Annotated in this window: 19 protein-coding genes, 1 pseudogene and 1 other annotated feature (1 of these 21 cut by a window edge); of the genes and pseudogenes, 6 read left to right on the plus strand and 14 right to left on the minus strand. The window is 61.0% G+C overall.

Going from position 1 to position 25,494, the window contains the following annotated elements:
- Positions 1-237: a binding site (T-box leader), on the plus strand; it begins 56 nt to the left of the window's first position.
- A 154-nt stretch (positions 238-391) separates the two neighbouring features.
- Positions 392-1,411 carry a tryptophan--tRNA ligase gene (trpS, locus tag PD282_RS00595; RefSeq protein WP_274648474.1) on the plus strand — a complete coding sequence of 340 codons (1,020 nt, stop codon included), beginning with the start codon at positions 392-394 and terminating at the stop codon, positions 1,409-1,411.
- 50 nt (positions 1,412-1,461) lie between these two features.
- Here the strand turns inward: trpS and PD282_RS00600 are convergent, their stop codons facing one another.
- From PD282_RS00600 to PD282_RS00610, 3 genes are all read right to left on the minus strand, one after another.
- Positions 1,462-2,262, minus strand: coding sequence for a carbohydrate ABC transporter permease (locus PD282_RS00600; RefSeq protein WP_420832335.1), 801 nt, complete (start codon positions 2,260-2,262; stop codon positions 1,462-1,464).
- 83 nt (positions 2,263-2,345) lie between these two features.
- Positions 2,346-3,233, minus strand: a complete 888-nt coding sequence (locus tag PD282_RS00605) for a carbohydrate ABC transporter permease (protein WP_274648475.1) — start codon at positions 3,231-3,233, stop codon at positions 2,346-2,348.
- 81 nt (positions 3,234-3,314) lie between these two features.
- Entirely contained in the window at positions 3,315-4,613 is a 1,299-nt protein-coding gene (locus PD282_RS00610) for a sugar ABC transporter substrate-binding protein (protein WP_274648476.1), read from the minus strand.
- A gap of 299 nt (positions 4,614-4,912) precedes the next feature.
- Here PD282_RS00610 and PD282_RS00615 point away from each other — a divergent pair, with 299 nt between their 5' ends.
- Both PD282_RS00615 and PD282_RS00620 read left to right on the plus strand, forming a co-directional pair.
- The gene (locus tag PD282_RS00615; protein ID WP_274648477.1) at positions 4,913-8,275 is read left to right on the plus strand and encodes a GH36-type glycosyl hydrolase domain-containing protein; all 3,363 of its coding nucleotides are present in this window, start codon (positions 4,913-4,915) and stop codon (positions 8,273-8,275) included.
- A 98-nt stretch (positions 8,276-8,373) separates the two neighbouring features.
- Positions 8,374-9,342, plus strand: coding sequence for a LacI family DNA-binding transcriptional regulator (locus PD282_RS00620; protein WP_274648478.1), 969 nt, complete (start codon positions 8,374-8,376; stop codon positions 9,340-9,342).
- 190 nt (positions 9,343-9,532) lie between these two features.
- Here PD282_RS00620 and PD282_RS00625 read toward each other — a convergent pair whose 3' ends face one another.
- Together PD282_RS00625 and PD282_RS00630 are read right to left on the minus strand one after the other, a co-directional pair.
- A complete protein-coding gene (locus PD282_RS00625) occupies positions 9,533-10,573 on the minus strand; it encodes an ABC transporter permease (protein WP_274648479.1) in 1,041 nt (346 codons plus the stop codon).
- Positions 10,570-11,306, minus strand: a pseudogene (locus PD282_RS00630) (ABC transporter ATP-binding protein). Before PD282_RS00630 ends, PD282_RS00625 begins: the two are co-directional and overlap by 4 nt.
- A 189-nt stretch (positions 11,307-11,495) precedes the next feature.
- Here PD282_RS00630 and PD282_RS00635 point away from each other — a divergent pair.
- Together PD282_RS00635 and PD282_RS00640 are read left to right on the plus strand one after the other, a co-directional pair.
- Positions 11,496-12,716: an MFS transporter gene (locus tag PD282_RS00635; protein WP_274648480.1), complete on the plus strand. Its 1,221-nt coding sequence runs from the start codon at positions 11,496-11,498 to the stop codon at positions 12,714-12,716.
- A gap of 74 nt (positions 12,717-12,790) precedes the next feature.
- The gene (locus tag PD282_RS00640) at positions 12,791-13,219 is read left to right on the plus strand and encodes a DUF6157 family protein (protein ID WP_274648481.1); all 429 of its coding nucleotides are present in this window, start codon (positions 12,791-12,793) and stop codon (positions 13,217-13,219) included.
- A gap of 84 nt (positions 13,220-13,303) precedes the next feature.
- Here PD282_RS00640 and PD282_RS00645 read toward each other — a convergent pair whose 3' ends face one another.
- The 9 genes from PD282_RS00645 to PD282_RS00685 form a co-directional block, all read right to left on the minus strand.
- Entirely contained in the window at positions 13,304-14,866 is a 1,563-nt protein-coding gene (locus PD282_RS00645; protein WP_274648482.1) for an MDR family MFS transporter, read from the minus strand.
- A gap of 361 nt (positions 14,867-15,227) precedes the next feature.
- A complete protein-coding gene (locus PD282_RS00650) occupies positions 15,228-16,304 on the minus strand; it encodes a VanZ family protein (protein WP_274648483.1) in 1,077 nt (358 codons plus the stop codon).
- 256 nt (positions 16,305-16,560) lie between these two features.
- Entirely contained in the window at positions 16,561-16,863 is a 303-nt protein-coding gene (locus PD282_RS00655) for a Dabb family protein (protein ID WP_274648484.1), read from the minus strand.
- Positions 16,864-16,959: 96 nt separating this feature from the next.
- Positions 16,960-18,801 (minus strand): heparinase II/III family protein, encoded by a 1,842-nt coding sequence (locus tag PD282_RS00660; protein WP_274648485.1) that lies wholly within the window; start codon positions 18,799-18,801, stop codon positions 16,960-16,962.
- 21 nt (positions 18,802-18,822) lie between these two features.
- Positions 18,823-20,001: a DUF2264 domain-containing protein gene (locus PD282_RS00665; protein WP_274648486.1), complete on the minus strand. Its 1,179-nt coding sequence runs from the start codon at positions 19,999-20,001 to the stop codon at positions 18,823-18,825.
- 129 nt (positions 20,002-20,130) lie between these two features.
- Entirely contained in the window at positions 20,131-20,964 is an 834-nt protein-coding gene (locus PD282_RS00670; RefSeq protein ID WP_274648487.1) for an ABC transporter permease, read from the minus strand.
- Positions 20,961-21,923, minus strand: a complete 963-nt coding sequence (locus tag PD282_RS00675) for an ABC transporter ATP-binding protein (protein ID WP_274648488.1) — start codon at positions 21,921-21,923, stop codon at positions 20,961-20,963. The genes PD282_RS00670 and PD282_RS00675 overlap by 4 nt, the downstream gene beginning before the upstream one ends.
- Positions 21,920-23,089, minus strand: a complete 1,170-nt coding sequence (locus tag PD282_RS00680; protein WP_274648489.1) for a hypothetical protein — start codon at positions 23,087-23,089, stop codon at positions 21,920-21,922. The genes PD282_RS00675 and PD282_RS00680 overlap by 4 nt, the downstream gene beginning before the upstream one ends.
- Positions 23,076-23,609, minus strand: a complete 534-nt coding sequence (locus PD282_RS00685; protein ID WP_274648490.1) for a sigma-70 family RNA polymerase sigma factor — start codon at positions 23,607-23,609, stop codon at positions 23,076-23,078. The genes PD282_RS00680 and PD282_RS00685 overlap by 14 nt, the downstream gene beginning before the upstream one ends.
- Positions 23,610-23,894: 285 nt before the next feature.
- Between PD282_RS00685 and PD282_RS00690 the strand changes: the two genes are divergently transcribed.
- Positions 23,895-25,409 carry an MDR family MFS transporter gene (locus PD282_RS00690; RefSeq protein WP_274648491.1) on the plus strand — a complete coding sequence of 505 codons (1,515 nt, stop codon included), beginning with the start codon at positions 23,895-23,897 and terminating at the stop codon, positions 25,407-25,409.
- The last annotated feature ends 85 nt before the right edge of the window (positions 25,410-25,494 follow it).

Genomic DNA, 25,494 nt, shown 5'->3' on the forward strand with positions numbered 1-25,494 from the left:
TGGTTGCTGCGAACCGGTGTCCGGCGTCATGCCGAATGGCCTTTGGAGTCGCTTTTCCGAACCGCCCAGTTGGGTCAGTAGGGAAAGCCGGGAGTCCCGCCGTTATCAAGGGAGCGGTATCGAGATCTGCGCGTTTGGCTGTCTCCGTACCGTCAAGAGATGACCGAACCCGGCACAGGCTGCTCAAGGGAACGGTCAATTAAGGTGGCACCGCGATCGCAAAGCTTCGTCCTTATTCGGACGGGGCTTTTTTGCATGTTAAAGGGGGTGATGGCCATGGAGGATGGCTGGTGGCGGCGGCATCGGATTACGTATCGGAACGAAAATGGAATTTCAACAGGCGGTTTCCGGAAGCGGAGGCCAGCCGCCATAACAAGGAGGATGTTCAATCATGACGGAACGGGTTTTGACCGGAGACCGGGTGACCGGCAAGCTTCACCTTGGCCATTACGCCGGCAGTTTGAAAAATCGCGTTGCGCTGCAGGAAAAATACGAGACGTTTATTCTGTTGGCGGACGTACAGGCGCTGACGACGCATTTTGAACGGCCGGAGGTGATCCGCCGCCACTTGAGCGAGGTGGCGCTGGACTATTTAGCCGCAGGGATCGATCCGGAGCGGGCGACGATTTTCGTCCAGTCGATGGTTCCGGAGATCGCGGAATTGACGGTGTTCTATTCGATGTTCGTCACCGTCAACGTGCTGCGCCATAATCCAACGGTTAAAGCGGAGTCGAAACAGGGCGGCCTGGACGAGATGTATTACGGGTTCCTCGGCTATCCCGTCAGCCAGGCGGCGGATATCACGTTCTGCAAAGCGTCGATCGTCCCGGTCGGCGACGATCAGCTGCCGCATCTCGAGCTGGCCCGGAAAATCGTCCGGCGCTTTAACGAGCTGTATAAGCCGGTGCTCGTCGAGCCGAAGCCGCTGATCAGCGACATGCCGCGGCTCGTCGGCACGGACGGCAGCGCAAAGATGAGCAAAAGCCTGGGAAACGCGATCGCGCTCGATTCCAGTAAAGAAGAACTGGCGCTAACGATCCGAAAGGCGACGACGGACCCCGCGCGCGTCCGCCGAAGCGATCCCGGCCATCCGGAACGATGCCCGATTTATGCCTATCATCGCGCTTTTCACCCGGATGGCACCGCGGAAATCCGTGAAGGGTGCGAGAGCGCGGCGATCGGCTGCACGGCCTGTAAGGAGCGGCTCACGGCGATTTTGGAGCGGCTTCTGGAGCCGATGCGGGAGCGCCGGTCCCGATACGCCGGCCGGCTCGCCGATGTCGACGACATTCTGATGGACGGGACGCGGCGCGCGCGAGAGATCGCGCGGGAAACGATGCGCGAGGTGCGGGAGGCGATGAGCCTGAATTATTTCGATGCCGGCCATTCCGCCCCTGCCGCGATGGAATGACGCAAAGCCCCGGACCGCTTTCGGCCCGGGGCTTTAAATGCAGGATGAATTTATTTCATGCCGGAAATCGAATAGTTCTCGATAATGTGCCTCTGGAAGAACACGAAAATAATAATGATCGGCACGACCATAAATGCGGAGCCGGCCATCTGCAGGGCGTAGTTGCCGCTGTACTGCCCTTTGAGCAGCGAGAGGCCGACGGAGAGCGTGTATAGACCCTCGTCATTGGCGACGATCAGCGGCCACAGGAAGCTGTTCCAGCCGGCGATGAAGGTCAGGATCGCCTGCACCGCCAAAATCGGCTTCGAGATCGGGAGAATAATCTGCAGGAACACCCGCCATTCGCTGGCGCCGTCGAGCCGCGTGGCTTCCAGCAGCTCGTCCGGAATGGTGGACATGAACTGGCGGAACAGAAAAATGCCGAACGCGCCGACGAGACCGGGCAGCACGATGCCGGTCATCGTGTTCGTCAGGTGCATGTAGTTCAGGATCAGATAGACCGGGATCATCGTCACCTGACTGGGAATCATCATCGTCGCCAGCACCATCAGGAACAGGTTGTCTTTGCCCTTAAACCGGTATTTGGCGAAGCCGAACCCCGCCATCGCATTCAGGAACAGCCCGGCGAAGGAGCAGAGGACGACGATCAGCGTGTTTCGCAAATAAACGGTGAAATTCATATTGGCGAACAGGTTGCGGATATTGTCCAGGGTGAACGTCTTCGGGAACAGGGTCGGCGGAATTTGCATGACCTCGCCTTCGGTCTTGAACGCCGAGAAAATCATCCACACGAACGGCAGCACGACGAGCAGGCCCCCGATCGTCAGGATGATGGCGACGACCCAGGTCAGCGTCGTTTCGCCGCCGCCCCTCTTCGCCTGCGCCGTGCGCAGCGTATTCGAACTCACCACGATCACCTCGTTTCAGGTCAGGATCAAAAGTCGGTATCTTTGCGCTGCAGCCGGAATTGGACGAGCGTTACGACAATGATGGCGGCAAACAGCACGAACGAGCCTGCGGCGGCATAGCCGAAATGGCTCAGCTGGAAGCCGTTGCGATAGATGAACAGCGAGACCGAGGTCGTGCTGTCCAGCGGACCGCCGTTCGTCATGATGAACGGCTCCTCGAAAAACTGCAGCCAGCCGATCGTCGTCGTGATCGACACGAAGAAAATCGCGAACCGCAGCATCGGCAGCGTAATCCGGAACAGCTGCTGCCATCGGTTCGCGCCGTCCAGCTGGGCGGCTTCGTAGTACGATTTCGGGATGCCCTGGATCGCCGCGATAAAGATGATCATGTTGAGTCCGATACCTCGCCACAGCGCGAGAATGATCAGCGAAATTTTGGCCATGACGGGGTCCGTCAGCCACGGAACGCCGGCCAGATGCAGCTTGCCGAGCAGGAAATTGAACAGGCCGATACTCGGGTTATACAGGTAGCCCCAAACAACCGCGACCGCTACGACGTTCGTCACGGAAGGCATATAATACAGGACGCGGAACACCTCGAACAGCCGGTTTTTGCCGAAATTGATCAGCAGCGCGACGGCGAGCGAGACCGCGATGACGAGCGGAACGCCGATCACCACGTAAAACAGCGTGTTCAGGATCGATTTAACGAATATCGGGTCGGCGACGACGTCGATATAATTGCGAAAGCCGACGAAACGGATCGCCGAATAATCCGCGAGCCCCGTCAGGTCCATATTGGTAAAGCTGATCACGAGCGCAATTGCGATCGGAACGAGCGAAAAAACGGCGAGCAGCAAAAGCGTCGGCCCGATAAAAAAGTAGGCGGCTTTGCTGTTGGTCGCGCCTTTCATGAATCTGTCACCTCCCGCCAAAGGTAAACGGGAGACCGCCCGGCAGCCTGCTGCCGGGCGGCCGTCCCGCGGCCTACAACGTTATTTGCTGAGCGTTTCTTCCGCTTTCTTGTTGAAATCGTCTAGCGCTTTCTGCACGTCCTCGCCGCCGCGGTAAATTTTCTCGAAGGTGCTGAGATAGCTCTGCGCGATTTCCTCCCACTGCTTGATGAGCGGCATCGGCTCGGCGTCGTTCATTTGCTGGCCGAAGACGCTGAGGTACGGGTTGCTCTTCAGGGCCGGGTCGTCCCACGCGGCTTTGGCGGCCGGCATGGCGTCGGCCAGCTTCATCCATTCGATTTGCATGTCCGGCTTGCTCATGAAATCGATAAATTTCAGCGCGGCGTCCTTCTGCTCCGTGTATTGGAAGACCGACCAGTTGGAGCCGCCCAGGTTGGAGATGTTGTTCTCTTTCTTCGGCAGCACCGCGGTCGCCCATTTGCCGTTCAGCTCGGGCGCCTGCTCGGTAATCGGCTTGACCATCCACGGGCCGGAGATGAACATCGGGATGATGGCGTCGCCTTTAAACGCCTGTACCGGGTCGAGTCCCAGATCCTCTTTCGGAGCCGAACCGTTCTGGTAGAACGAATTCAAGTATTTGACCGCTTCGACGAACTTCGGATCGTTGAACTGCGGCTTGCCCTGATCGTCCAGCAGCTTCGCGCCGTTCTGACGGGCGAACATGAAGGACAGCGTCTGCTCCTTCGCGTCGATGCTGATGCCGTATTTGCCTTTGCCGCGCTTCGCCAGCTTCTGCGCCGCGTCACTCAGCTCGTCCCACGTTTTCGGCGCTTCCTTGTAGCCGACGGATGCCAGCAGGTCGGTGCGGTAATACAGGACGCGCGTATCGATGTACCACGGGACGCCGAGAATTTTACCGTCAAGCTTCGTCGTTTCGAGAGAACCGGGGAAGAAGTTGTCGTCCTTCAGGTCCGGATACTGATCGATATAAGGGGTCAAATCCATCAGCGCGCCTGCCGCGCCGAATTCCGGCATCCAGGTCGTGCCCATCTGCAAGACGTCGGGTCCCTTCTTGGAAGCGACCGCCGTCAGCAGTTTATCGTGGGCGCTGCTCCACGGAATCGCCTGAATTTTCACGTCGATATTGGGATTCTGCTCTTCGAACTTTTTCGCCATGGCAGGAAGCGATTTCGCCTCGTCGCCCATGCCCCAAACGTTCAGCGTGACCTTCTTGCCGCCGCCGTTTGCGTTTCCTCCTCCGGCAGCTTCGCCGCCGCCGTTCCCGCCGTTCGACGACGATGCGCCGCAGCCCGCGAGCATTCCCGCAAGCAGCATGGAGCCGGCCAGCCCTGCCGCCATGGTCTTTCTTTTTCCAAACATACCTTTTTCCTCCCCGTTTTTGCTTATCATTTGAGAAAAATGCCGATTTATGCGAAGCCACATCGTCGAAACGTTTCGAAAGCCATTATAAAATAAACTGAAATCGTATTCAACACCTTTTTTTATGTCAATCGAAACGTTTCGATTTTCATTGACGTACGCTTTTAACTTATATTACAATCAATTCGACCCAAAATTGAAACGTTTCGAACCAAATAATGCCTTTAAAAAAAATGCGAAAAAAGCCAATCCCTTTTTGCGTTCCATTGAATCCAATCAGACAAGAAGGTGACATCTGCATGATAGAGAAAACCGGTTCGACTTTGCAGCTGGGCGAAGGAGCACTGCGGTTCGCCTTCTTGAACAGCGGCGATCTGTACGCCGTTACCTGCGGGGAGACGCTGATCAATCAGCTGCTCGGCAACCCTGTCGACGGGTCGCTGAACAATATTTATCTTCGGCGGTTTCTGCCATCCGGCATCGAAGCCGTGCCGCTGCTCGGCGTCCGCTCGGCCAGCCGCCTGTCGCATTCGGAGACGTCGCTCGCCTGGGAGGGCGAGGTTTGGGGAATCCGCTACCGGGTGACGCTGCGCCTTGCGGGCGGCGGCATCTGGTTTTGGGATGTCCGGCTGCACGGGCGCGAAGCCGAGGTGGACCTGATTTACGGCCAGGATATCGGCATTGCGGACAAGGGCGCGGTGCGTTCCAACGAAGCTTACCTGTCGCAATATATCGGCCATACCGTCTTTGAAGACGAGAACCGCGGTTATGTCGTCTGCTCCCGTCAAAATCAGCCGCAGCAGGGCGGCAAATTCCCTTATTTGCAGCAGGGCGCGCTGACCGGCGCCGCGGGATACTCGACGGACGGCTTTCAGTTTTTCGGACTTTCTTATAAAGAGACGAATACGCCGGAGCGGCTGACGAGCGAGAAGCTGGCAAACGGCGTTTACCAATACGAGTTTGCCTACACCGCGCTGCAGAGCGGGCGAATTCGTCTGGACGGGGAAGCCCGGGCCGTATTCTACGGGCTGTATAAGGAAAACCATCCTTCAGCCGTTACGGAGCTGGAGTTTGCGGAAGAGCTGGCCGAGGCGCGGAAACGGGCGGAAGCCCGGCAGCCGGGCGAAGAGCGGACGGTCCGAAGGACGGTGCTGACGAGCTCTGCCGGCAGGCCGCTGCAAACGCTGGATATGACGCCCGAGGAGATCGAGCGCCTGTATCCGGTTCGTCTGCAGGAGGAACGGGAAGGGGAGACGTTGCTTTCCTTCTTCACGCCCGCTCACGAGCATGTCGTGCTGAAACGCAAGGAGCTGCTGGTCGAGCGCCCGCACGGGCATATTTTGATGACCGGCCGCAACGACCGGATGAACGAGCATGTGCTGACGACGACGGCGTACATGTACGGTATTTTCAATTCCCAGCTGGTCGTCGGCAATACGTCGTTCAATAAAATGCTGTCGAACGCCCGCAGCGCCCTGAATGCGATGAAGACGTCCGGACAGCGCATTTACGTTGAAACGGACGAAGGCTTCCGGCTGCTGGCGATGCCCTCGTTGTTCGAGATGGGATTCAATTATGCGAAATGGGTGTACAAAATGCCGGGCGATACGATCACCGTCCTGGTCTTCACGGCGGTCGACACGCCGGAGGTTCATCTGCGCGTCGCTTCGGAAACCGGCAGGGCGCGCCGTTATCTCGTCACTAACCAGGTGACGATGGGGAACAACGAATACGACGCGCCGTTTCATATAGAGCGGGAGGGCGGCACACTCACGTTCCGGGCGGACGGCAGCTCGCTCAGCGCCTCGTACTATCCGGATTTGCGCTACCGGATGCGCATCGAAGGCGCCGAGCTGAACGTCGGCGGCGAGTCGATGCTCGCGGAAGGCGCGGAGCCGGGCGAAGCGTCGCTGGTCGTGCTCGAGCTCGGGGCGAGCGCTTCCTGGAGTCTGACCGTCCAGGGCCTGCTGTACGGGCAGGAGCTGCCTTTCGAGAACCTCAAGCCGGAGGAGGAAATCGAACGGTACCGGCACTATTTTCAGACCGTCATGAACGGCTTCCGGCTCTCGCTTCCCCCCGGGGAGGGAGGGGAAGACGGCGGCCGTCTGAATCAGGTTAACGCGCTCGCCTGGTGGTATACCCACAACATGCTTGTCCATTTCTCCGTGCCGCACGGACTCGAGCAGTACGGCGGGGCGGCCTGGGGGACGCGCGACGTCTGCCAGGGGCCTGCCGAATATTTTATGGCGACCCGGAAATACGAGACGGTGCGCGAAGTGCTGCTGACCGTATACGCCCATCAGTTTGAGGACACCGGGAATTGGCCGCAGTGGTTCATGTTCGACCGGTACTCCAACATTCAGCAGGAGGAGAGCCACGGGGACATTATCGTCTGGCCGCTTAAGGCGCTGGGCGATTACCTGTACGCGACGAAGGATTTTGGCGTTTTGCGGGAGCCGGTGCCGTATATGGATCGGCACAAGGGCGAGTTTACCCCGGCGCGGCCGGCACTGCTGGAGCACGTGCGCAAACAGCTCGCGGCGATCAAGGCCAATTTCGTGCAAGGCACCTTTCTGTCGGCATACGGTGACGGCGACTGGGACGATACGCTGCAGCCGGCGAACGCGCAGATGAAGCAGTTTATGGTGAGCAGCTGGACGGTCGCCTTGACGTTCCAGACGTTCAAACGGCTGGCAGGGGCGCTCGGGGAGCACGACGCCGCGATGGCGGGAGAGCTGCGGCGGATGGCATCCGGCATCGAGGCGGATTTCGGCCGGTATATGCTGGAGACGGAGATCATTCCGGGATTCCTGTATATGGAAGAACCCGGGAAGGCGGAGCCGATGCTTCATCCGCACGATACGAAGACGGGCATCCGCTACCGGCTGCTGCCGATGACGCGCAGCATGATCGGCGAGCTGCTGACGAAGGAGCAGGCGGATGCGCATTACCGGCTGATCAAGGAGCAGCTGTTTTTCCCGGACGGCGTCCGGCTTATGAATCGTCCGGCGAATTACGCCGGCGGCGTCAGCACGCATTTCAAGCGTGCGGAGCAGGCGGCCAATTTCGGCCGGGAAATCGGGCTGCAGTACGTGCACGCCCATATCCGCTTCGTCGAAGCGATGGCCAAGCTGGGTCATGCGGAGGAGGCGTGGCAGGCGCTGCAGGTCATTAATCCGGTCGGGCTGCGGGATGTCGTGCCGAATGCCGAGCTGCGGCAGAGCAACGCGTATTTCAGCAGCTCGGACGGCAAATTCAGCGACCGTTACGAAGCGCAGAAGCGGTTCGGGGAGCTGAAAACGGGCGGCGTGCCGGTCAAGGGCGGCTGGCGGGTCTATTCCAGCGGCCCCGGCATTTACATGAACCAGCTGATCTCGAACTGTCTCGGGATTCGTCAGGAAGGCGGCGACCTGGTCATCGACCCGGTGCTGCCGGCCCGCTTAAACGGCCTGCGCTTCGAGTTCCGGGTGATGGACCGTCCGGTCGAATTCGTCTATCATCTGAGCGGCCGGAACGTTGACCGCCGCGTTACGGTGAACGGAGAGGAGCTTCCGGCCGAGGACGCGCCGAACCGTTACCGTACCGGCGGTCTCCGGATCGCCAAAGACCGGCTGGAGGCGGCACTCGGCCATGGACGCAGCACGATCGAGATCTACATGTAATGGAGGTCTTGACCGGGCCGGCATTTTCGTATACGGCCGTTCACTTATGATATAGTAATAGGAAATTATGTTAAAGCGGAAAGGCAGGATCGAATGCCGTGGTCAGTATAAAAGATATTGCGAAACAAGCGGGCGTTGCCATCTCGACGGTCTCTTACGCGCTCAACGGAAGCCCGAAAGTAACCGAAGAAACCGCAGCTAAAATACTGGCCGTCGCCAAGGAATTAAATTACGTTCCGAACGCGAACGCACGGCATTTGAAGAAGCGGGAGACGAAAATTATCGGGGCGTTCCTGACCGATTTCAGCGGGTCGTTCTACGGCGACCTGCTTCAGGGGATGAAGGAGGGCGTCAACCGGAGCGGCTACGACCTGGTTATCTGCAGCGGCCAGCAGGCTCATCGGCTGCTGCCGCAGCGGTTCATCGACGGGGCGATCGTGCTCGACGAGACTTTTTCCAGCGAAGAGCTGCTAAAGTATGCCGATCTCGGCCATAAACTGGTCGTCCTCGACCGGGAGCTCAGCCATCCGAACATCAATCAGGTGCTGCTCGACAACAAGGCCGGCGCGACGCTGGCAGCGGAGTATTTGATCGAGATGGGTCACCGTAAGCTGTATGTAGTGACCGGGCCGAAGGGCTCGTTCGATTCCCGGCAGCGGATGCAGGCCGTCAAGCAGACGATTGACCGCACGCCGGGCATCGAATATATCGAGATTGAGGGCGATTTCAACAAATCGGCCGGAGCGCTTGCCGGCCTGCAGATCGTCAAGGAATATACGGGTCCGGCCGCCGTCTTCTGCCTGAATGACGAGATGGCGATCGGGATGTACGACTATTTGTCCACCACGAAAATCAGGGTCGGCAAAGACATTCATATTATCGGCTTCGACAACATCGAGGTGTCCCACTACACGCAGCCGCGGCTGGCGACGATCGACTATTCCAAGCGAAAATGGGGCGTGCTCGCTTCCGAGCAGCTGCTTAAGCTGATTCGCGGAGATGAAGTCGAACATGAGCGGATTTACGTCTCGCTTGTTCGAGGCGAGTCGGTTGGGCCGACGGGCTGAACGTTTACGCCGCTTTGCGCAGGCAGGGACTGCCCCTGGCGCATCGGCAGCCGGAAAGCCGGCATCTCCTTTCGAAGGGGGATGCCGGTTTTTTTGATTTTCGGGCCGAAGGGGCGGTTTTTGGACTTTCTTTCCCAAGCCGATGGGCAGCAGCTTGCTTCGCATTCGCCGCCAAAGAAAGAGGAAGCCTTTATAATCGGCGGTGCTTCCGCAGCGCAAGCACGTTCGCGGCTATGAAGACAAGGGAAAGCGCCAGCAGGAAATAGACGTCGGCCGCGATGGAGCTCCAGCCTTCGCCGCGGATCATGACGCTGCGCAGCGCGTCGGCGCCGTATTTCAGCGGCGTAACGTACGAAAGCCAGCGGAGCCAGGGCGAGATGCTGTCCAAATTGAATAGGCCCGAGAAAAACACCTGCGGCACGATGACGACCGGAATGAACTGGATCATCTGAAATTCGGTATTCGCAAAGGCGGACAGAAAAGTGCCGATGCTGAGCGCGGTCAAGGACAGCAGCAGCATAATCAGCAGCACGTACCCGAAGGAGCCGGTCATCAGGCTGCCCAGCACGCCGATCGTATAACCGGCGATAAGCGCCGCCTGCAGGCTGGTGAAGACGCCGAAGCCGCCCGTGTAACCGGCGACGATTTCCCAGCGGCGCAGCGGAGTAGCCAGCAGGCGCTCCAGCGTTCCGCTCGTCCGCTCCTTCAGGAACGAAACCCCGGCGATCAGGAATACGAAGAAAAACGCGAACAAGCCGATCAGCACCGGAGCGGAGCTGTCGAAGAAGGTCATATCCGGCCCGCCGTACAAATAATCGAAGGCCGGCGCCTTCTGCGCGGCGGACGGATCCAAGGCGGCGGCCTGCCCCTGCGCCGCCTGCCGGATCAGCAGCATGACGGCGCGGTTTTTGGACGGGTCGCTGCCCTCCAGCTCTACGCGGGGAGCGCCTCCGTCAAGCCGGACGATCGCGTCGATGTCCCTGCCCCTCAGCGCTTTTTCCGCTTCGCTTAGGCTGCCGTAGACGGTTACGTCAGCGCCGTTTTTGCCTAACGCTTGCCCGGCCGCCACCGGAAGCTGAACCGCGCCGATTTTCGGCCGGTACGTATCGCCGTTGAATACCAGGTACATCAGCGTCAGGACCAGGATCGGGGCGACGATCAACAGGGCGAGCGTTCGTTTGTCGTGCATGAACTGACGGATGATGCGGACGATCAATGCCCGAATTCTCATGAGCGCACACCTCCATAATACAGGAAGGCTTCTTCAATGCTGGCGCTGCCGGTTTTCTCCTTCAGCTCATCCGGCGTACCGACGGCGATGAGGAGGCCGTCCCGGATCATGCCGAGCCGGTGGCATTTTTGCCGGCTTCATCCATGACGTGGGTCGTGACCAGAATGGTCGTGCCTTTCCGGCTCAGCGCCTCCAGCTCCTCCCAAATCGATTTGCGCAGTACGGGATCGATGCCGACGGTCGGCTCGTCGAGGATGAGCACTTCCGGTTCGTGAAGCAGTGCGATGGCAAGCGACAGCCGCCGTTTCATGCCGCCCGAATACGAGCTGACGGTACGCTTCAAATCGGGCCCCAGGTTGACGAGCTCCATCGCTTCCGATATCCGCCGGGTCAGCCCGGCGCCGCGAAGGCCAAACAGGGAGCCGAAAAACTCGAGATTTTCTTTGGCCGTCAGCTCCGTATACAGCGCGTCGGACTGGGCCATATAACCGATCCGGGTCATCGCGTCCAGCTTCGGCATCCGGATGCCGAGCACGTCGATCCGCCCGCCGGTCGCTTCGTCGATGCCGGCGATCATTTTGACGAGCGTCGTTTTGCCGGCGCCGGACGGGCCGAGCAGGCCGAAAATTTCGTTTTTGCCGATCGTCAGGCTGATGTCGCGGACAACGGCGCGGCCGTCGAATTGGCGGGTAACATTCGCGGCTTCAATGCAGACCGGGTGAAAATGGGCCATTCTTTTCCCCTCCCTTTATAAAAAAAGCGAGTGATTACTCACAACTGTTCCCGGTTTTACTATATGCGCTGGCTGTCGGTCGAGTCAAGGGGTTATTCGTGCCCTTTTTTCTGCCGGACGACTGAAAACCAAATTGACCTTTTCGCGCGGCGCCGTGTTATAATGGGGGGCTGAGAGGAGCGTCGTTACATGCGAAAACTGGTTATCCTCGGCTGCCTGTCCTACCTGGTCATCGGGCTCGGCCACGTCGCCGTCGGCTCGGTCATGGAGCAGCTGGTGTTGAAATATCGTTTGGATTATGCCGGGGGAGGCCAGCTGATCACGAACCAGTTCCTCGGATTTCTGGCCGGGGTGCTGCTCGCGCCTTGGCTGGCTCGCAAATTGGGGCGCCGCAATGCGGTCCGGCTGTCGCTGATCAGCTTCGCAGCCGCCGAAATCGGCTATGCGTTCGAGCCGGCTTGGGGGCTCATGCTCATGCTGGCGCTGCTGGCGGGCTTCGGCTTCGGAATGGGCGAAGCGTGCATCGGCGCGCTGATCATCGAGCTGATCGAGGAGCGCAAGGCAACCGCGATGAGCCTGCTTGAAGTGTTTTTCGGAGTCGGGGCGCTGGCGCTTCCCGCCGCGGCGGCTTGGCTGATCGCGCTGGGGTATTGGCGGTGGACCTTCGGCATCGTCGCCTCGGTTGCCGGCATCGTGCTGCTGCTGTGGCTGTTTATGCCGCTCGGCCAGGCGGGGCCGCACTTGAGGCGGCAGCCCGCGAAGCAAGGCTCGGCCGGCGCCCGGGCACCGGCCGCAGGCTATAAGCGGGCGGACGCGCCGCTGCTGCTGCTCGGCGCGCTGTTCTTCGCCGTCTATGTCGGCGTCGAGATGAGCTTCGGCAATTATTTGCCCGCTATTTTGGGGCGGACGGCGGCCATGAGCGAGACGGAGGCGACGGTCAGCCTCAGCCTGTTCTGGGCGGCCATGTCGTTTGGCCGCCTGTTTATCGGACGGGTGACGAGGCGCACCGGTTACCGGAATTTCCTGACGGTCTGCTGCGCTTGCTCGGCCGCGGGCTTCGTCCTGCTGACGCTGATGAACGGCGAGGCCGGGGCAACCGGTACGATTATGTTTACCGGCTTGTCGATGGCCGGCATATTTGCCATGGGCCTGCTGTATATGAACGAGGCGTTCCCGGACCGGATCGACCGGACGACCAGCCTGATGATTGCCTGCGGCGGGGTCGGCGGCGCGCTGCTCCCGAAAATAACGGGCTGGATGCTGGACCGTTTCAATGCCGTCTATGCCATCTGGGGATTCGCCGCCTGCGCGCTGCTGCTGCTCGCATTGATGGGTCTCATTTCTCGTGCACGCGGACGCCGAGGTCTGCCCGGAACGGCGCTCGCCGAAATGCAGCAGCTTCATCACTGACTTTCCTGACCGTTTCTGACAGGGGAAAAGGGTTATAATAAACGGTAGAAACCCGTTTCATGGAGGGACCGTTGATGGAGTGGAACTACTACAACACGTTCATTACCGTTTCCGAGGATTGTCCGGCCGAGTTCGGCACGGTGCCGTCCGACAGGAAGAGCGGAAAAACGAAGCCGGGCATCGAATACGAGCTGCTGGCCGGCCGCCCTTACACGTTTACGCAGGAGGAGCTTCTGTACGAGGTCTATCTCCGGCACAAGGAGGTGCCGGAGGAGGAGCTCTCGGCTCGCGGGGAGCAGATCCGGGAGGCGTTTTATCGGAAGCCGCAGCCCTGCCTGCGGGCGTCGATGCTGCCCAAGAAGTACGGCTGGGGCCTTCATTTCGACGCGGAGGGGAAAATTGCGCTTTATCCGAGGGAATCCCCCGAGTATTGGAGCTTCACGGACGGCTCGAGGGGAAGCATAAGGCTGCTGGCTGCGATGCGCAACAGCAGGAAAAAGTAAGACGCCGCCCAAGCGGTCATGAAAACAAGCCTGCAACGCCGTAGTGAAGATGGCGATGCAGGCTTGTTTTTGCAATTCCGGCGGTTAATGCGATGCGGCGTATGCTTCCGCTTCGGCAGCCGGGTCCAGCTTCTCCTTGCTCATGAAGAAGGATGCGGCGAGCGCCAGCACGCCCGGAATGAGGCTGAGCGCGAAGGTGAAGGCGATGGACGAGGCCAGTCCTTCCGTGATTTTGTCCAGCACCGGTGCCGGAATATGGGACCGGGTCGCCGGTTCCAGCAGCGCATGCGGATCGCTGAAATCGATGCCCTGCGGAGGTGCGGCCGTCTGCCCCCCGCCTCCTCCTGCGCCTCCCCCGCCTGCGCCGGTAAACGCGTTCGTCAGGTTGCGCGTCAGCGCGTGGCTTTGAATGATGCCGAAAATCGTAATGCCGAGCGTCATCCCGAGCGAGCGCAGAAAGTTCAGCGTCGAGCTGGCCGCTCCGCGCCGCCGCGGCGGGAATGAATGAATCGCGGCGTTGCTCAGCACCGAGAACGAGGCGCCGATGCCAAGGCCGACGAGAACCATATAGACGGTAACGGCCAGGCGGGTCGAGCCGGATGTTAGGGTCGCCAGCAGCACGATCCCGATTACGAGAACGGCCAGCGTCGGAATCATGATCGACCGGTACGGCATTTTGTTCATCAGGAAGCCGCCCATCGTCGCCGTCACGACGGAGCCCAGCATCATCGGCAGCAGCACGAGGCCGGAATTCGTCGCCGTTCCGCCGAGGACGCCTTGAATGAAAATCGGGATGTACACGGACGCGGTAATGAATGCCGCGCCGCTCAGCATGGCGATGACGTTGCTGGACGCGTACAGGCGCCCCTTGAACATGCCGAACGAAATGATCGGCTCTTCAGCCCGCGTCTCGGCGAACAGGAACAGGACGGCGAGCGCGGCGAAGCCTGCGAACAGCCCCAGGATTTGCGCGGAATCCCACGCAAACTGCTTGCCGCCCAGCTCGAGCGCGAACATCAGGCAGACGATCGCCCCGATCAGGGTGAACGCGCCCCACCAGTCGATGCGCTGCGCCGAATGGACCGGCGACTCCTTGTAGAAGAAGGCGATCATGACGAAGGCGATCAGGCCGAGCGGCAGGTTGATGTAGAAAATCCATTCCCACCGGATGTAATCGGTAATATACGCTCCGAGCAGCGGCCCGAATATGCTCGACATGCCGAAGACGGCGCCGAACAGGCCGCCGAGCTTGCCGCGCTGCTCCACAGGCACGGCGTCGAACATGATCGTAAACGCGATCGGCACCAGCGCGCCGCCGCCGATGCCCTGAACGGCGCGGTAAATGCTCAGCTCGACGATGGAATGAGCGGTGCCGCACAGGACGGACCCGAGCATAAACATCAGCGCGCCGAAGACGAAAAACCGTTTGCGGCCGTACATATCGGACAGCTTGCCGAAAATCGGCATGCCGGCCATTTCGGCGACCATATAAGCGGAGGTCACCCAGACGAATTTGTCCAGCCCCCCGAGTTCGCCTACGATCGTACCCATGGCGGTCGCAACGATCGTGTTGTCCATCGAGGCCATCAGAATGGCGAGCAGCAGCCCTGCCACGACGACTCCGGTTTTATTTTGCGGTTTGCTCATCGTACGTTTTCCTTTCCTCGCATGTTCGTTCCCCTCGAATTGTTCCCCTAATAATGTGCACGATACTTGCTTTGCCGGTTAATGTCAACCGGGTCCTTCCTAAAGATTTCGTAATCCGCCCCGCCGGGTCGAACCTCCGCCGGATGCCGTCTCCCGGGCCTTATACAAGGGGCCGTCTTACGATCCGACTATAGGATAACCGATACCGGTGACAACGGGGTGTCAGTGAATTTCCGCTTAACCAATCCTCCTGCCCGATCTGCCGGACATCCCGTTGGCTGTCGGTCTGAGACAGGGGGTGAACGGCGGGATATAATTCCGGAAGGAATGGGAAAGTGAAGGCCCGGAGCTCTATAACCGGTCAAGTAATGGTGTGGGAGGTGCCGCTTTTCTCCTCGTAAAAGAGCTTTTTGTTCCGGTTGAACAGCCGGGTCAGCAAATGCACGGCAAACCAAGCGTCGACGGCAAACAGGAAGATGGCGTAAGGGAGCGTCAGGATCGGCGGAAGCGAGCGAAAGTCCGGATCGGCGAAGACGATCTGGATGCCGCCGAGGAACAGGTAGAGAAGCCCGCCGCGGATTGCCAGCTCGCGCAGAGAAGGCCGGCCTTCCCTGCCTGCGATGCGGATGCGGACCGCCCACTTGCCGAAGGTTCGGCCGCCGGTTGCGTAAGGGAGGACGATGAAATAAAACGCCGCCCATACAAAATAGGACGAGACGTGCAGGAATACGCCCGACAGCCCCATGGCCGGCAGCAAAATCGCTCCGTCCAGGAACAAGGCGACGGAGCGGCGGGTATAGCTGACGCGTTTGCGCTTCAGATCCACCTTTTCGTCCAGCCGGTCGATGCGGGGAAGCCGCGCGGACAGCCATTCGGCGATGACGAAGCCGAGCATGCCGCCTGACGTATTGAGCAGCAGGTCGTCGACGTCGAACAGCCGGTACGGATAATCGAATAAGCCGTAGATGCCGGTTACCTGCGTCACCTCGAAGAACAGCGAGAGCCCAAACGAGCACAGCAGGCATGCCACCCATCCGGCGCGGAAGTAATAGCGCAGAAACAGGCCGAACGGCACGAGCAGCCAAATATTGAACATGGCCTGCAGAAACGCCCGTTCCCGGAACAGGTGGAGATAGGTGGAGGGCCGGCTCGGGACAACGCTCGTCTCCCGCAAAATGTCCTGGATAAAATCGAGCGGAATCCACTGCGCGTAAGCCTCGGGCGGCTGATTGTGGCGCGAGACCGGGAAAGGAAGCACGATCAGGAACAGCGCGTTCAGCAGGTAAAGCAAAAACAAGTACAGGACAACGGCTCTGAGCTTGTTAATATATCCGTGCCGGCGGTACTGCACGATCAGGAAAGGCAGCGTAAACAGCAGCGCGGCCCCGGGAAAAACAAGAAACGCATATGAAATCGGAAACAAATAGGATTCGAACATCGCCTGCACCTGCCGGTTTGGTGGATTCGGGCACCTGAACCTTCGCCCGGCGTAAAAAGCATATTCCAGTATTACCCGCCGAACGTGCGGGGAAACATGCGTCTTCTTTTCGCGGCGGGTATGGTACAGGATATGACGATCGTTCGGGGAATAAAGCTTTGGGGAAAATGCAAAGGCTGCGAAGCGAAAAATTCGCCTCGGCGTCTCTCACGGACGCGCGCGCGATCTTCACTCCCGCAGCCTGCGCGGCGATCGGTTACAGCATGTAATCGATTTCCAGAAACTTCGTCACTTCGGTTTTCCACCGTTCCTCCACGAACTTGACGTGGTTCGGGTGGGCGTTATACGCCTCGTACTCCGCCTGATTCGCGAATTCCATCGAGAAGCCGAAATGATATTCGTTCTTCGGGCTGACCTGCCGGAAGACGCGGAAGTTTTTGACGACCGGGATGGCCGTCAGCGTGCGGCGGCCTTCCTCGAGAAATTCCCGCTCCTCCGCCGAGCCCTGCTCGTGCTTCAGGCTGAAAATGACCGAATGCTGAATCCACTCCATGGACATATCCGGGTTGCTCCTCTCCAATCAGATAAATGAAACCGATAAGCTCGTCTATAATATCACATGCGATCGTCGAAAAGCGGAGTGAAATTCCGTCCGCTACTCCTTGTCCTTCATCGTCAGTTCAAAAGATACGGCCACAGCCGCCTCCGCCTCGGGTTTGCGGACCGCCAGCTTTGTCAAATAGACTTCAAACGGCCTGCCGTCCGCGCCCGCGTGCGGAACCGCGGCGATTTCCGGCGCGAGCCGGCCGGCGTCGAAGCGGAGCGTCAGGCGGGCGCGTTCCGTTTCCCAGACGATGGCGGAACCGCCGTCCGGAGCGGGGCGGATCCGGCTGACGAAACGTTCCTCCCACGCGCCGGGGCCGCCGTCGAAGCGGTAAGCATCCTCCAGCGCCAGCCGGCACGCCTCGCCGCCGGCATCCCGATCCCAGCGGAAGGAGCGGACAAAGCGGGTCAGCCGCGCCTCTTTCGGGTAGGCGGAGGTCAGATCGAGGCGAAGCTCCGATCCGCCCGGCAGCTCGGCGGCATGCAGTACCTCTGCGCGGTGCGCGCGGCCCGCGGCCTGCTCGCAGCCGCCGGCAACCGGAACGGAGTGGCCGGCGGAGGCATTGTTCAGAATCGTGTACCGCTTGTCGCTGAAATAATCTTTCGTATACAGGCCGTGACCGAGGTCGGACAAAATCGTCTCCCCGCCGGCATGGATGAGAAAATGGCCCAAATCGTTATGATTGTGCGGCTCGTCGTTATGGCCGCCTTTGGCGGAGAAAGCGGCGGCGGACCCGCCGAGCTCCCTGCGGTCGATAAACCACGCCAGATCGGGAAGCGTCTGCAGCCCTTCGCCGCGGCGCGCCGCAAAGCGGGAACGGTCCGTCCAGACGAGATTGCGGATGAACGGCGCCCACCGGTAGCAGTGGTCGTCATGAAAGTCCGGCAGCTTGAACGGCAGCGTGACGCTCCGGCCCGTCCGCTGCGCCAGCCGGCTGAGCAGTCCGGGGTGAAGGCTCGTCCGTTCCGCCGAGTCGGAATAGTTCGCGAAGACGCCTTCCGACAGGTGCGCCGTTTCGGGAAAGCGGGCGATCGCCTTGATTTTACCTCCTGCCAGCAGGTCGATTGCGCCGCCGGTGCAGGCGTGCAGCAGGTCCGCGAAATAGACGTAATACCCGAAGCCGTACTCCCAGTAACCGACGCCTTCCGCGCAGCCGCCGTCCTCGCCGTAGCCGGACAGGAAATGGTCCATCGTGCGCAGCGACCGTTCCAGAAAGCGGACGAGCCGTTCCCGGTCCTCCATCAGGAGCAGCGCGGCCATACCGGCGCTGCCCGCGCATACCGCGGCCCAGTTGTGATCGGCGGTTTCCCAGCCGAAGGCGGGAAAAGGGCGCTCTTCGATCGGGCGGAGCACCCGCCGCATGATTTCGTCCCGCGCGCGCTCCGTCACGGCCGGGTCAAGCCGGTCCCCGAGCAGGTGCGCGATCTCGGCCAGCGCCTGCGTCGTTTCGGCGGCGAACAGGTCGACCGTCTGCGGCGGCGGAGGCGAGCCGGCGGCTTTGGACAGATGCGCCGGCAGGCACCAGGTATATTCGTCGCAGATGTCCCATATCATGTCCTGCAGCGGCTCCGTCCACCGGCTCTCCCCGGTCGCCAGAGCGGCGGCGGCGAACGCCCGCAAGCGGCCCCGCCTGGCGAAATAAACCTGCTGGTACTGCAGACGGTCGCCCGTCGTCGCGAACAGGCGATACTGCGAAAACGCGAGCCGCGGCACGGGCTCGGCCGCATAACGCTCCGCGGCCGCGGCCGCTCCGGCCAGCAGGGGCTGCGCATCGGCATTGTCCTGTAAGGCGCGTCGGACTTGTTCCGCGCCGAGGAAGGGGAATACCCCGGAGCCGCGGGGCGGTCTCGAGCCCGCCGCCAGCGCGGCCCGAAGCTCGGCAAGATCCGGCATGCCGGTCAACTCCTTTTCGGTTTAATGGGGATCCCGCAGGGCGTGGTCGATCGCGAACGGCTCGCCGGACCAGGCCCGTTTGGCGGTCCAGGAGCCTTCGCCCTGCCAGAACGGGCTGGTGGGCGCGAGCCCGAGCGGCAGAAAAGCGGCGGCGCACAAATAAAGGCTGCCGGTCGAGATGTACCGCTCGCCGATTTCCGGCTGGCTGCCGCAGAAGCCGATCCGCAGCCATCCTTCCGCGTCGAAGGTGCCCGGCGCGCTCAGCGTACGGCGGATGACCGCGGTCAGCGCCGAGCGGACGCCGGCCGGCTCGAGCCCGCCCGGCAGCCGCTCGAGCAGCGCGATCTGCGCCAGCGCGTGAAAGGCGCCGCAGCGGTAGGCAAGCGAGCGGCCGATAGGCGGGAATGTGCCCTCGGGGGAGATCATCCGCTCCTGAATTTCCGCATACCGGACGGCGCGCTCCATGACCGGCCCCGCCATCGCCTGCCAATCGGGCTCCTCTCCGCCGATGGCGCGCACGAGATCGACCAGCATCGGCTGGATGACGAAGCTGTTGTAGTAGTCGGCGCGGTAATGAGGACCGTCGCCGTAGGTGCCGTCGCCGCAGTACCACTGCTCGTGCTGCCGCAGCGCGTAATCGATGCGCATCCGGTCCCAGTCCGGTTCCCCGGCGAGAAATAAAGCGGTTTCAATCACGGCGGCAAACAGCAGCCAGTTGTTGAAGCCCGGCTTGCGCGTGCGGGTCGCCTTCAGGGCGTGCACCGCGTTTCGTTTCACCCGTTCGTCCAGCTCGCCCCAGAGCGCCCGGGGAGCCCGGATAAGCGCGAGCGAGAGGAACGCCGCGTCGACGATCGGCTGCCCGCCCTCCGTAAAATTCATGGCATCCGGGGACGCGGGATCGGTCGCGGCATCGATCGCTTCGCGGGCGAGCGCCGCGGCCCGCCGCCGCAGCTCCTCCTCGCGGCCGTCCAGCCCTTCCAGCTCGAGCCATGGCGCCATGCCGCAGAGCAGCCGCCCGAGCGCCTCGAGATGGGTATAGCTGCGCTGCCCGGGGTTCAGCGCTTCGACCGGCATCGCTTCCTTCAGCCGCCGCCTGGCCAAATTGCCGAGCACCGGGCTGCCGATCCGCCCGATCGTCTCCAGCCAATACATGCGGTCCCGGCGGCCGGGCTCGGCAGAGTTGTCCATGCTTTCTTCCATGATTGACGCCCACCTTTCGCAAGCAGCTGCTTGTTTTTTCTTCAGTATACCTGCGCTGAAGGCGCAAACGAAAGTGAAAAAAAGCGCGCGAAGCCGATATCGGGTTCATCGGCTCCCCGCGCAAACGTATCATATATCTTTGCGGCCGAACGCCCGGCACCCCAGCAGCAGCAGCAGTGCCGCGTAACACGCCGCATACAGCAAAAAGGCGTTCGACGGCACAAACGCGAGCGAGAACGGACCGAACTCGTTTGAAGCAGCCATCGGCAGGCTGTCGCCGCCGATCAGCTCGTACATGCACCGGTGGAAAACGGAATCGGTCGGCATGACCATCGAGATCAGCAGCACGGTTTTTTCGATTGCCGACTGCGTCTTGGCTATGGGCAGACCTTGCAGCAGCCCGCCGAACATCGCGAAGCCGTAAACCAGGGCGACAAGGATGCCGTTGCCGAGCGTCGGCATATAAACCGATCCGAGCATCGTCGCCGTAAGGAGGAGCAGCGGAATCGCTTCGAATAACGCCCAGCCCTTCAGCACCATCGTCGCTTCGAACGGGAAGCCGCCGTAAATCCCGATGATGGCCGTTACCGCCGCGAACAGCACGGTGGTGTAAAGCAGGAGCCAAACGGCGTGCCCGAGCCATTTGGCGGCGTAAATTTTCCAGCGCGGCTGCGGCCGGGCGAGAATCGCGAGCAGCACCCCGCTTTCCTGCTCCCCGGACACCGTTCCCATGCAGGCAAACAGCACGACGAACGCGGAGATGATCTGGGCAAAGAAAAGGCCGAGAAAAAGCAAAATGATTTGATCGGTGAGCCGTGCGGCCGCACTGACCTGGAAGGAAGAGACGGCTGCGTTGACGCCGAAGCCGTACAGGCCGAGAAAGAGCGCCGTCAGCACGACCGCGGCGTACAGCACCCGCTTGCGCAGCCATTCCTTGCCGGTCAACGCGATATATACGCTCATGCTTCGGCCCCCCTTTGCTGATGCTTGACGCTTCGGATAAACCAGCTTTCCAGATCGTCCGCGACCGGACCGGATTCGTACAGCGTCAGTCCGCCGTGCACGAGCTCCGCACATATCCAACCGGCTTGTTCGCGGTCGGTGACGTGCGTGGTCAAGGCCGCGAAGCCGGCTTCATCCGCTTCGGTGACGCGAAGCGCCGGCAGAAGCGGCGAAGCCGCCGCAAGCCGCTCGAGGGAATCGGGCAGCCAGCCGCCGACCGTGAACCGCCAGTTGGCCTCCGTCTGCAGCATCTCCCGCAGCGGACCGCAGGCCAGCAGCTCCCCTTCGTACAGAAAGGCAACCTCGTCGCACAGCTCCTGCACGTCCTCCAGCAGATGGGTATTGAGAAAAACGGTGACGCCGTCCGCGCTGAGCCGCCGCAGCAGCTCCCGAATTTCGTAGCGCCCGACCGGGTCGAGCGCCGAAGCCGGCTCGTCCAGAATGACGAGCCGCGGATCCATGAGCAGCGCGCAGGCGAGCCCGAGCCGCTGCTGCATCCCTTTGGAGAAGCGGCCGACGCGCTGTCCGCCCTTGTCCGCAAGCCCGACGTCGGCGAGCTTCGCTTCGATCCGCCGCCGCCATTCCTGTGTACCCAGCTCGCGCCCGGAAACGCCGGCAAGACGGGCATGGAAGCGGAGCACCTCCGCGGCGGTCAGAAAGTCCTGAAAGCGGAACAGCTCGGGCAAATACCCGAGCTTTCGCCTTCCTTCCGCTCGGCCGAGCGGATAACCGAGCATGCGGCCCGAGCCGGCTTCCGGCCGGTGCAGGCCGGCCAGCATTTTCACGAACGTGCTTTTGCCCGCGCCGTTCGGTCCGAGCAGGCCGAAGACGGAGCCTTCCCGGACGCGAAGCGTGATGTTGCGGCAGCCGCCGCGGCCGTTATACGTCTTGGTGAGCGCGTCCGTCTCGATCATCGTCATTGCGGCAGCAGCTCTTTCGCTTTGGCGATAATCGCGTCGTCCGTCGGGAACGCGGCCGAATCGCCGCTCAGCATTGTAATTTGTCCGCCGTCCAGCCAGACCAGGAAGCGTTTATGATCCTGACGCCCCAGAACGGCGTCGCGGCCGTCCAGCGAGATGTTTTCGGTCACGCCTTGTACGTTCGGAACCGGCAGCGTATTGCGCCAGTCGGCAATCGCCGCCAGCTTCGTGCGGATCGATTCCGGCAAAACCGGCAGCTCCAGCACCGCCTTGCGGATCGCATTCGCGTCAAGGCCATCCTCGACTGTCAGCTCCGGCGTGCCGAACTTGGCGATCTGCATTTGGCCTTGATCTTTGCCGGACGTCAGCGTGCCGTAGGCGCCGGCGGGAATGTCGACGGTGATCGTTTTGCCGTCGGCCTCCTTCGGCAGCAGGGCCGTCCCGCCGAGCAGCTTGATCATCCGGTTGACCGCGTCGACGTTCAGCTTCAGGTTCACCGTCGTTTCCGGCTTGTACTGCAGCTTCGCCGCAGTGCCGGGCACCGGGAATCCGAGCAGCTTCGCGGCTTCGGCCGGCGTCACGTCGCGGGAAGGGCCGCCTCCCGTTTGCGAGATGGTGCCGTATTGGGCAAGGTTGAGCGTCTGGCCGTTCAAGCCGCCCTGGTCGAGCTTTTGAGCGAGGCTGCTGAAATCGGTGCCCGTCAAGTCGATGCCGACCATGTGCTGAATGCGGAACGTCTGCATCATCGCGGCCAGCGCCCGGTCGCCGAGCGAGGTGGCGAGGAGGCCGTAGAGCACGGCGCCCGCCGCCGCGACGGCTCCCCATTTGCGCAGCCTCCGGACGAGGCGGCCCGTCTGCCCGGCGCTGCCGCTCCCGCGAAGCGAAGCCGCTCGACCGTTAGATCCTGCGAGCGCCACCCCGGGGTCTTGTCCGCCGTTTTCGTTAAACATCCGCACTTCCTGCAGCCGCTTCTCTTTATCCATCGTCGATTGCTCCTCCTTCATAGAAAATGGCACGCCGTCTTGTTCGGGCGGCTGTGCGGAAACGCTTGCCGCTTCCCATTTGCTCCAGTCATCCGGCGCACGTTCGTTTCGAATGCGCTCTTCGAATGTTTTCCAGGCGCGCGCCGTATCCCATTCCTCCGCTTTCGGTTTATTGGATGTCACCGGCGATCTCCTCCTCCTGACCGTACTTTTTCCGGAATCGTCCGGCGGCCCGCGCCAGCAGCGGTCCGACGATTTTCGCGTTCACCCCGAGCCGCTCGGCAATTTCCTCGTAGCTGTAGCCTTCCTGGCGGAGCATCAAGGCGATGCGGTCCCGCTCGGACAGCTTTTGCAGCACGCGCCGGACGACGTCGCGTTCCCAGTTCAGAATGGCGATTTCTTCATTGGAAGGGTAGGACGCATGCGCATCCGCCGCCATTCGTTCCTGCTCCCGCTCCGTCAGCTGCTGCCTCGCCGACCGCTGCCGCATGTAATCGTAAGCGATTCGCATGCTTACCCGGTGCAGCCAGGCGCCGACGGAGCCGGGATCGTCAGGGGGCGAGCGGTACAGCCGCACGAACGTTTCCTGCGCCAAGTCCTCCGCGACGGCCCGGTCGCCGACCAGGGCGTGGATTTTTCGGGCGACGGACGGATAATGCTGCTCGAACAACCGTCTGAAAGGTTCCGGTATCGTTTGACTCACGGGCCGTTTCACCCCTTTCATGAAGTAAGACGAATGACGCACGCGAGATATAGCACCTTTTCGAAAAAAAATCGGTCATGTTTTCATGTAATCGTTTTATACGGCCCGGACCGATTGACAGAACACATATTCGCTGATAAACTCTCAAAGTCAAGGGGTTGACCTTTTTATTGCACATGATATTAACTGCGGGGAGATGAAGAGAAGAACGGGGCACACTACGAACTGCGCATCGGCATCGACTCGGATCGCTATATTTCAATTCAAGAAGGAAGGTTTATACGAATGGATCGATTACGCACCAATACGAAGGGGACGGTTGCCGGGCTGCTGCTCGGCTTGTTCATGGCGGCGCTCGACCAGACGATCGTCTCGACGGCCATGCCGACCATCGTCGGCGAATTCGGCGATTACGCGAAGCTGGTCTGGGTATTCTCGGCCTACATGATCGCAAGCGTCGTGGCGACGCCGATCTTCGGCAAGCTGTCGGACATGTACGGGCGCAAACGATTTTTCATGCTGGGGCTCGGCGTATTTCTCCTTGGCTCCATCTTGTGCGGCACGGCGCAAAACATGACGGAGCTCATTCTGTTCCGCGCGCTTCAGGGCATCGGCGGCGGCGCGATCATGCCGCTTTGCTTCGCCGTCATTTTCGATATTTTTCCGCCGGAGCAGCGGGGCAAAATGAACGGCCTGTTCGGCGCGGTATTCGGCCTGTCGAGCGTATTCGGCCCGCTGGCGGGCGCGTATTTCACGGACAATATCAATTGGCGCTGGGTTTTCTATATCAACGTGCCGATCGGCATTGTTTCGTTCCTGCTGATTGCGCTGGCCTATAAAGAATCGAGCAGCAAAGTGAAGCAGATCATCGACTGGCTCGGCGTCGTCCTGCTGGCCGCAACGATCCTTTCGCTCATGTTCGCGCTCGAGCTGGGCGGGCGGACGTATGCGTGGGGCTCCTGGCAAATTCTCGGGCTGTTCGCCGCATTTGTCGTGCTGTTCGCGCTGTTCGTGATCGCGGAGCGCCGGGCGGCCAATCCGATCATCGCCTTGAAGCTGTTCAAAAACCGGGTGTTTACCGCAAGCCAGCTGTCAAGCTTCCTTTACGGGGCGATCCTGATCTCCGGCGCAACGTATATCCCGATCTTCGTGCAGGGGGTTTACGGCGGAACCGCCAGCTCGTCCGGACAGACGCTCACGCCGATGATGCTCGGCGTCGTCGCCAGCTCGATGATCGGCGGCCGTTTCGTCGGCAAATTCCTGTTCCGCAACATCATGCTCGGTTCGGTGCTGCTGCTGATCGGTTCGCTCCTTCTGCTCGGAACGATCGATGCCGACACGTCGCGCTGGATCGTGACCGTTTATATGATCCTCGTCGGTCTCGGCATCGGCGTCTCGTTCGTCGTGTTCAATATTGCGACGCTGCACGGCGTCAGCCCGCAGTATAAAGGCGCAGCCACGTCGATGATCGTCTTCTTCCGGACGATCGGCTCGGCGCTCGGGGTGACGGTGTTCGGGGTCATCCAGACGAACCGGCTGACGGACAACATCGCCAAGGTCATCCCGGATCCGGCGGCGGCGAAAAAATTCGGCGATCCCCAGGCGCTGCTGCAGCCGGAAGTACGCAAAGCGTTTCCGCCGGACGTGCTGCACAGCATGATCGCCGGGCTGGCCGACTCGATCGCTTTCATCTTCCAGTGGAGCGTCGTACTGCCCATTCTGGCCGGGCTGCTCGTGCTCATGATGGGGCGTGCGAACGTGCGCGGGAGCGCCGTCGATGCGCCGCGCAGCTTTGAATAGCCGGAGCTGCGGGGCGAAGGGTACAAGCCTAAAACTCGGATTGCAATTAAAAGAAGCCGTTCTTCGCGCCAGCGTCGAACGGCTT

Source organism: Paenibacillus humicola (assembly GCF_028826105.1).
In the GTDB taxonomy this organism is placed as follows: Bacteria; Bacillota; Bacilli; order Paenibacillales; family Paenibacillaceae; genus Paenibacillus_Z; species Paenibacillus_Z humicola.

Coding starts and splice junctions, on each gene's coding strand:
- PD282_RS00615 (WP_274648477.1), top strand. CDS start 4,913: ATGATAGAGAAAACCGGTTCGACTTTGCAGCTGGGCGAAGGAGCACTG.
- PD282_RS00660 (WP_274648485.1), bottom strand. CDS start 18,801: ATGCCGGATCTTGCCGAGCTTCGGGCCGCGCTGGCGGCGGGCTCGAGA.
- PD282_RS00690 (WP_274648491.1), top strand. CDS start 23,895: ATGGATCGATTACGCACCAATACGAAGGGGACGGTTGCCGGGCTGCTG.
- PD282_RS00640 (WP_274648481.1), top strand. CDS start 12,791: ATGGAGTGGAACTACTACAACACGTTCATTACCGTTTCCGAGGATTGT.
- PD282_RS00670 (WP_274648487.1), bottom strand. CDS start 20,964: ATGAGCGTATATATCGCGTTGACCGGCAAGGAATGGCTGCGCAAGCGG.
- PD282_RS00665 (WP_274648486.1), bottom strand. CDS start 20,001: ATGGAAGAAAGCATGGACAACTCTGCCGAGCCCGGCCGCCGGGACCGC.
- PD282_RS00625 (WP_274648479.1), bottom strand. CDS start 10,573: ATGAGAATTCGGGCATTGATCGTCCGCATCATCCGTCAGTTCATGCAC.
- PD282_RS00645 (WP_274648482.1), bottom strand. CDS start 14,866: ATGAGCAAACCGCAAAATAAAACCGGAGTCGTCGTGGCAGGGCTGCTG.
- PD282_RS00610 (WP_274648476.1), bottom strand. CDS start 4,613: ATGTTTGGAAAAAGAAAGACCATGGCGGCAGGGCTGGCCGGCTCCATG.
- PD282_RS00675 (WP_274648488.1), bottom strand. CDS start 21,923: ATGACGATGATCGAGACGGACGCGCTCACCAAGACGTATAACGGCCGC.
- PD282_RS00635 (WP_274648480.1), top strand. CDS start 11,496: ATGCGAAAACTGGTTATCCTCGGCTGCCTGTCCTACCTGGTCATCGGG.
- trpS (WP_274648474.1), top strand. CDS start 392: ATGACGGAACGGGTTTTGACCGGAGACCGGGTGACCGGCAAGCTTCAC.
- PD282_RS00655 (WP_274648484.1), bottom strand. CDS start 16,863: ATGTCCATGGAGTGGATTCAGCATTCGGTCATTTTCAGCCTGAAGCAC.
- PD282_RS00605 (WP_274648475.1), bottom strand. CDS start 3,233: ATGAAAGGCGCGACCAACAGCAAAGCCGCCTACTTTTTTATCGGGCCG.
- PD282_RS00650 (WP_274648483.1), bottom strand. CDS start 16,304: ATGTTCGAATCCTATTTGTTTCCGATTTCATATGCGTTTCTTGTTTTT.